Raw genomic sequence first — 1,553 nt, 5'->3', positions numbered from 1 at the left:
CTTCAACGGAGAGTTTGATCCTGGCTCAGGATGAACGCTGGCGGCGTGCTTAACACATGCAAGTCGAACGATGAAGCCAGCTTGCTGGTGGATTAGTGGCGAACGGGTGAGTAACACGTGAGTAACCTGCCCTTAACTCTGGGATAAGCCTGGGAAACTGGGTCTAATACCGGATATGACTCCTCATCGCATGGTGGGGGGTGGAAAGCTTTTTGTGGTTTTGGATGGACTCGCGGCCTATCAGCTTGTTGGTGAGGTAATGGCTTACCAAGGCGACGACGGGTAGCCGGCCTGAGAGGGTGACCGGCCACACTGGGACTGAGACACGGCCCAGACTCCTACGGGAGGCAGCAGTGGGGAATATTGCACAATGGGCGCAAGCCTGATGCAGCGACGCCGCGTGAGGGATGACGGCCTTCGGGTTGTAAACCTCTTTCAGTAGGGAAGAAGCGAAAGTGACGGTACCTGCAGAAGAAGCGCCGGCTAACTACGTGCCAGCAGCCGCGGTAATACGTAGGGCGCAAGCGTTATCCGGAATTATTGGGCGTAAAGAGCTCGTAGGCGGTTTGTCGCGTCTGCCGTGAAAGTCCGGGGCTCAACTCCGGATCTGCGGTGGGTACGGGCAGACTAGAGTGATGTAGGGGAGACTGGAATTCCTGGTGTAGCGGTGAAATGCGCAGATATCAGGAGGAACACCGATGGCGAAGGCAGGTCTCTGGGCATTAACTGACGCTGAGGAGCGAAAGCATGGGGAGCGAACAGGATTAGATACCCTGGTAGTCCATGCCGTAAACGTTGGGCACTAGGTGTGGGGGACATTCCACGTTTTCCGCGCCGTAGCTAACGCATTAAGTGCCCCGCCTGGGGAGTACGGCCGCAAGGCTAAAACTCAAAGGAATTGACGGGGGCCCGCACAAGCGGCGGAGCATGCGGATTAATTCGATGCAACGCGAAGAACCTTACCAAGGCTTGACATGGACCGGACCGGGCTGGAAACAGTCCTTCCCCTTTGGGGCTGGTTCACAGGTGGTGCATGGTTGTCGTCAGCTCGTGTCGTGAGATGTTGGGTTAAGTCCCGCAACGAGCGCAACCCTCGTTCTATGTTGCCAGCACGTGATGGTGGGGACTCATAGGAGACTGCCGGGGTCAACTCGGAGGAAGGTGGGGACGACGTCAAATCATCATGCCCCTTATGTCTTGGGCTTCACGCATGCTACAATGGCCGGTACAAAGGGTTGCGATACTGTGAGGTGGAGCTAATCCCAAAAAGCCGGTCTCAGTTCGGATTGGGGTCTGCAACTCGACCCCATGAAGTCGGAGTCGCTAGTAATCGCAGATCAGCAACGCTGCGGTGAATACGTTCCCGGGCCTTGTACACACCGCCCGTCAAGTCACGAAAGTTGGTAACACCCGAAGCCGGTGGCCTAACCCCTTGTGGGAGGGAGCTGTCGAAGGTGGGACTGGCGATTGGGACTAAGTCGTAACAAGGTAGCCGTACCGGAAGGTGCGGCTGGATCACCTCCTTTCTAAGGAGCACCTACAGGTCATTGCCT

At 56.7% G+C, this 1,553-nt stretch carries 1 rRNA gene; it reads left to right on the top strand.

The annotated features are described in order from the left end of the window. Positions 1-2 precede the first annotated feature (2 nt). Positions 3-1,526: ribosomal RNA gene (locus tag ACIQC0_RS15765) — 16S ribosomal RNA — on the top strand. Positions 1,527-1,553 lie beyond the last annotated feature (27 nt).

Origin of the sequence: Pseudarthrobacter sp. NPDC092419 (genome assembly GCF_044755045.1) — a bacterium.
Lineage (GTDB): Bacteria > Actinomycetota > Actinomycetes > Actinomycetales > Micrococcaceae > Arthrobacter.
This window is presented reverse-complemented; position numbering and strand designations above follow the sequence as displayed.